We start from the raw sequence: 6,211 nt of genomic DNA on the forward strand, positions 1-6,211 counted from the left end.
TTTTTGCCTCGCCTACAGGACGTAGGTGCCTCGGCGTGAGCAGGGCGCGGAAGCGGTGTTATCGACAAGATTTTCTCGCCTCAAAATAGACCACTTAATTAAGAAAATTGGTATAATCCAACGACTAAATAAACCAAGGCCAGTACAAAAATATGCGCTGGTCTTTTTTATTTATGCCTCAATTTGAACAAGTGTTACGACTAAATGGTGTCCGTTAATCCTTCTGTTAGTTCCTCTTAATACGCTTTAGCTATAACGTGCGACTGACCGCTGAGTAATCCTAGTTAAGTGTTTGATAGGCTTTTCTATTGCAAAAATAAAGCTCAAAGCGCAATAGCCTTTAAATATGTCATACAAAAATCTTAAAATTAACTGAGTGTAATCTAGTGTAATGAATAAATTTACTTTTTTGTTAATATGTTGCTTTATTTATCAGTTTCTTGTGCTAGCCTTTTTTACTGATCACTCGTAGTTGGTGTGAAACCGCAGTCGTTTTCTCGTTGTGTTTGTTTTACCTGCTGTTGAAAGGTCTCATTTTTAAACTCTATTTGATTCTCTGAAGTCGTCAGTCTTTCTTACTACTAGTAGTAAAAAAGTTGCCATATTGGTGTGTTAAAATGACAGTGAGTAATTACAGCGATGTTGTTGTGCTGCAAGCAAATAGCAAAAAGGTGCTGTTGATTAACTTGGCTCGCGGTTTTAGCGGTTAGTTAACCTTTATAAATATACCCCACAAACGCTTCCCTGCTTATGTTAGGTACTGTGTTTGTTGTGGTTAAGTAATTGATTGGTTTTTTACAACGTTACTGATGGTTAACTGTCGCAAGCCAAATAGATATTGCTCGCGCTGTTGCCAAAGGAATCCCAACCAAGTTATGGGGATGGCATGAATACAAATATTGTTACTATACTCGCGGGTTTAGCGCGTACTCGATCTCAAGATATTGCCTATCAGTATTTTTACGATGAGGCACTACCAAGTAAAACTATTTCCTACCAAGAATTGCATGCACGCGCAGCATCCATTGCTGAGGTATTGAGTGAATATTTTGAGCCGGGTGACAGAGCATTATTACTATACAACTCCGGATTTGAATTTATAGAAGCATTTTTTGGATGTTTATACGCTGGGATCATTGCGGTACCGGTTTATCCTCCTAAGAAGAATCAAAACGTTGATCGTCTGCGTGCCATCATTGAAGACGCAGGTGCCAAAGGCGCGCTCACCAGTGAAAAAATCAATGAAATCGCCAAGCCATTGCTTGATGCAGAGCCTAGCCTAGCGAAATTAGCACTATTTACTACGGATAACATTGCTCTTAAATCGACCACCCAACAGTGGCCTCGTACAGACATTCATGGTGAGCAACTGGCATTTTTGCAATATACCTCAGGCTCGACGGGCACACCCAAGGGCGTGATGGTAACCCACAATAATATTCTTGATAATCAGGCGCTAATGAAAGAGGCGTTTGGTCATGATAACAACTCGTCGGTCGTAAGCTGGTTGCCTCATTTCCATGATATGGGACTTATTTTTGGCATTATGCACCCAATTTACATCGGTGCGACAGCCGCGCTGATGAATCCGGCTTATTTCCTGCAAAAACCACTGCGTTGGTTAAAGCTGCTTTCCCAAACCAAAGCTTTAACGTCAAGTGCGCCAAACTTTGCCTATGATCTGTGTGTGGACACTGTTAAAGACGAAGATCTTAAAGACTTAGATTTGTCTCATTGGCGCTCAGCATTAAACGGCGCAGAACCAGTGCGTGCCAGCACGTTAGAGCGCTTTTATCAAAAGTTTAAAGTATGTGGTTTACAAAGAGCGAGTATCGCACCTTGTTACGGCATGGCAGAAACCACCTTATTTGCAACCGGAGGGCGGCTTCTAGAAAAACCAAGGATATTACGTATAGATGCGGCCAAGTTACAACAGGGTAAAGCCGAACAAGTCGCAGATGAAGGTACAATAGATGCGTTTTATGCGCTAGGTGAGGCTGATGATCAGCAGCCTTATTACGCCGTATCTTCTGGTGTGAGTTGGGGCGAGCATCGCATTGCGATAGTTAATCCAGAGTCTTGTGAAGCCCGCGATGATGGTGAAACCGGAGAGATTTGGGTAACTGGCCCAAGTGTAGCAAAAGGGTATTGGAATAACCCAGCGGCAACTGAGGCGACGTTTCATGCCAGAATTAAAGGTGCTGACCAACGGGATTATCTGCGTACTGGTGATTTAGGCTTTATCCAGCGTGGGGAATTGTTCGTGACAGGACGCGCCAAAGACGTACTTATCTTCCGTGGTAAAAACTTCTACCCGCAAGATATAGAGCTGACGGTGACAGAAGCAAGTGACAGCTTAGAACAAAATGGTGGCGCGGCGTTTTCGGTCGCCGCTAATGGCGATGAAGAACGTTTGGTGATAGTACAACAAGTAAAACGTACCGCGCTTAGGAAGTTAAATGCTGAGCAGGTACTGCAGCAGATCACCGCAGCGATCGTTGAGCACCACGGCATTACGCCTTATGACATTGTATTGATAAAGCCCGGTCGCATTCACAAAACATCGAGCGGTAAAATTCAGCGCCAAGAGAACAAGCGTAGTTACCTAGCAGGTAACTTTGAAGCAATTGCGCGCGCCCGTGAAGCTGCTGTGTTACAGCAAGCTGAGACGCCATCGTCCTCATCGTCACTACAACAAATTCAGCGGTTATTACAAGAGTTAGTCGCACAAGAAATAGATAAGCCCGCGCGTAGTTTGGATATCGACGCGCCATTCTTAGCATTAGGTGTAGATTCGATGAAAGCGGTGCGGATCTCAGGGGAGTTAATGGAAGTACACCAGCTAGACCTTGAGCCTACGGTACTTTACGAATATCCTTCAATTCGCGAGCTCGCCCAGTATTTAAGTCAGTTTAGTACGTTTGCTCAAGCTCTAGGGCAGACTGAGCTTAACAAGTCGAAAGGTACCACTCAGCAAGCGAATAAGAAGCAAGCCTCTCGCCGAACTGCACATATTGCGGATACAGATATTGCCGTGATTGGCATGGCCTGTCGTTATCCATCAGCAAATGGACTTGAGGCATTTTGGCAGCTGTTATGTCAGCAAGGCGATGGGATCACCACGCCAGATCCTAAGCGCCAGCAGCTTTGTCCTAACCTTGAAGCTGATCGGCTCGGAGGTTATCTAGAGTGTATTGATGAGTTTGACGCTGCATTATTCGGGATCTCGCCACTTGAGGCCAAGCATATTGACCCCCAACATCGATTACTGCTTCAAACGGCTTATCACGCCATACAAAATGCCGGTTACCAACCCGCCACGCTCGCAGGTAGCGATATTGGCGTGTATGTTGGTATATCGCAAAATGACTACTTTTTATTGTCGCAACAACAGCAAAAAAGTACCGCGTATTTAGGCACAGGCACAGCACTGAGCATTGCTGCAAACCGCATTTCTTATAGTTTTAATTTTACCGGCCCAAGTGTGGTGATTGACACTGCGTGCTCGTCATCGCTGGTGGCGCTTCATCATGCAATTCAAGCACTAAGAAATGGAGAAACGAACGCGGCATTGGTGGCGGGCGTTAATCTTATTCTGAGCGATGATGTGACTAAGGCCTGTGAAAACGCACAGATGTTAGCAGCAGACGGCCATTGCAAAACCTTTTCACAAGCAGCGGATGGCTATGTGCGAAGTGAAGGCGTTGGGGTGGTGATGCTAAAGCCGCTACAACAAGCCATGGCAGATAACGACCCGATTATTGGTGTACTCAAAGGCAGTGCAATTAATCAAGACGGTCGCAGCAATGGTATTACCGCGCCAAATAGTGCCGCGCAACAGGCGGTGATCAATGCCGCCCTTGATAATGCCAAGATGCAGGCGGGAGATATCCACTATGTGGAAACCCATGGCACGGGAACGGAGCTTGGCGATCCTATCGAGATCACAGCATTAAATCGCACGTACGGAGAGCACCATAGTCGTCATGATCCGGTTATTCTCGGTGCGGTAAAAGCGAATATTGGTCACCTTGAGTCCGGTGCGGGTATTGCTGGGCTTATCAAAACGCTACTGTGTTTACAGCATGGGCAAATTCCAGCGCAGCGTTATAGTGAGGTGTTAAACCCGCATATTCCATGGCAAAAGCTCCCGTTCATTGTGCCGCAAAGCACGCAGGCATGGCCTGTACAACAAGGGGAAATAAGAGCCGCTGGATTGAGCTCTTTTGGCTTTGGTGGTACTAATGCCCATGTGATCTGCGCACAAGCGCCAGTGTCTAAACCCTATACGCAAGCTGAAGTAACACCGCCTTCGTGTTATCTATTGCCTTTGGCTGCTAAATCGAAAGCGGCATTGCAACAACTCGCAGGTCACTATAGTGAGCGATTGTCGAGTTTGACCCCTCAAGCATTTGATGACTTCTGCGCACAAAATGCCGAGCAAGTGCCGCTTAAAGGTGTGCATAAAACGTTTAGTAGTGTGAGTAGAGAGGCACTTATTTCGCAACTGAATAGTCCCATTATTGCTGAACAGTTTTCGGCAAACACTCCACCAGAAGTCGCGTTTTTGTTCACCGGGCAAGGTTCGCAATACCCCTTGATGGCTCGGTCTTTATATCAACACCATGCAGTGTTTCGCGGGCACTTAGATGACATTGACAATCTAGTTGGCGAGCGCTTTGGTGCCCGCCTGTTGGATGTGTTATTCGATGAAAAGTATAGTGAATTACTGGCACAAACACGTTGGACGCAAGTGAGCTTGTTTGCCGTCGAATACAGTGTGGCAAACTTATTGATACATTTTGGGGTAAAGCCATCTCAGCTGCTCAGTCACAGCGTTGGTGAGTATGCAGCGGCTTGTATTGCGGGTGTGTTTTCGCTTCGTGATGGCGTTGAGTTGATTGCAGCGCGTGGTCAGCTAATGCATGAATTACCGATAAAAGGCAGCATGATCGCCGCAAGATGTGATGAAATAGTCGCACGTAATTGCTTGAACGAGATTCAGGGGCAAGTGGTTATCTCTGCCTTTCATGGTGAGGCTGGGGTGGTATTCTCCGGTGCTGAGGAAGCAATCTCAGCCCTCAGTGACGTACTTGCAGCACAGCAAATTAAAGTAACATCTCTGCATACGGCAAACGCTTTCCATTCTCCACTGATGAGCCCTATGCTAGACGCCTTTAGGGAAGTCGCTGAACAGGTTAGCTTTCAACAGCCTAAATTGCCTTTTGTTTCATCCATGACGGGGCAAGTAGAAACCGCACGCATTGCAACAGCTGAGTATTGGGTTGAACAAATTATGGCACCGGTTCGCTTTGTTGACTGTGTAACCGAGCTTGAGTCACTAGAGCATGGCTTAGCTTTTGAGCTTGGTCCCAAACCTATTTTAAGTGGCTTAATACAAGAAAACAGTAATAACAAAGCGCTCAATTATGCCCATGTATTGCACCCCAAAGGCGATGACTGCATGAGGTTCGCCGAGTGTTTAGGCACATACCTCGATTTAGGCGGGGCGCTCAAATGGCAACAGGTGTATGGCAATCGTCCGAACGCTAGAGTGAGTTTGCCGCAATACCCATTTGATTGCAGCTCATACTGGGTTTTTGGTACTGAACAATCACAGCCCGAAGCTCTGACTGTGGTGGATACAAGTGACCGTGATGCACAAATTCGCAGCTTTGTGCTCAATACCTTAGCGGGACTCTTGTCGATGCCCGCTGAGGCTATCCAAACCAACCTCCCTTTGCTAGAAATGGGGGTTGATTCGTTGATGATCATGCAGGCCGTTAGAGTGTACGAGCGAGAATTCGGTTTAGAGTTTAGTGTTCGCCAATTTTATCAAGAACTCAGCGATGTCGATAAGTTAGTGGCCTATATTCAACGCCATAGTGACTATCTCAAAGCGCCGCAAGGTTCACAGCAAGCTGGCAGTTTGCCATCACCTGTATCGGTAACGATTGATACGCCAAAAGGTAGCGCTGTAGAGGCTGACAGTCACACACTCGTTGCCATTTGTCAGGCGCAATTACAGGCGGCAAGCACAGTGACCAACGCTGAAGCAAGAGCTGCGTTAGAGGCCGTGGTGGGTCAGCAGTTACGCCATATTCAGGGCGTAAAAATTGAAAACAGTGCAGTCACCACAACAGCAACTGTGGTATCAAAACCCCAGCCAAGCAGCGCTCAATCAGTATTACCAGGCGCACAGCAAAAACAA

Annotated in this window: 1 protein-coding gene; it reads left to right on the top strand. The window is 46.4% G+C overall.

The window, feature by feature from the left end; translation table 11 throughout:
* Window positions 1-886: 886 nt before the first annotated feature.
* Window positions 887-6,211 (top strand): type I polyketide synthase (locus tag D9603_RS14225; RefSeq protein ID WP_128731818.1); only part of this gene is annotated, 5,325 nt, incomplete at its 3' end.

Origin of the sequence: Pseudoalteromonas sp. PS5 (assembly GCF_004103255.1) — a bacterium.
Taxonomy (GTDB): Bacteria; Pseudomonadota; Gammaproteobacteria; order Enterobacterales; family Alteromonadaceae; genus Pseudoalteromonas; species Pseudoalteromonas peptidolytica.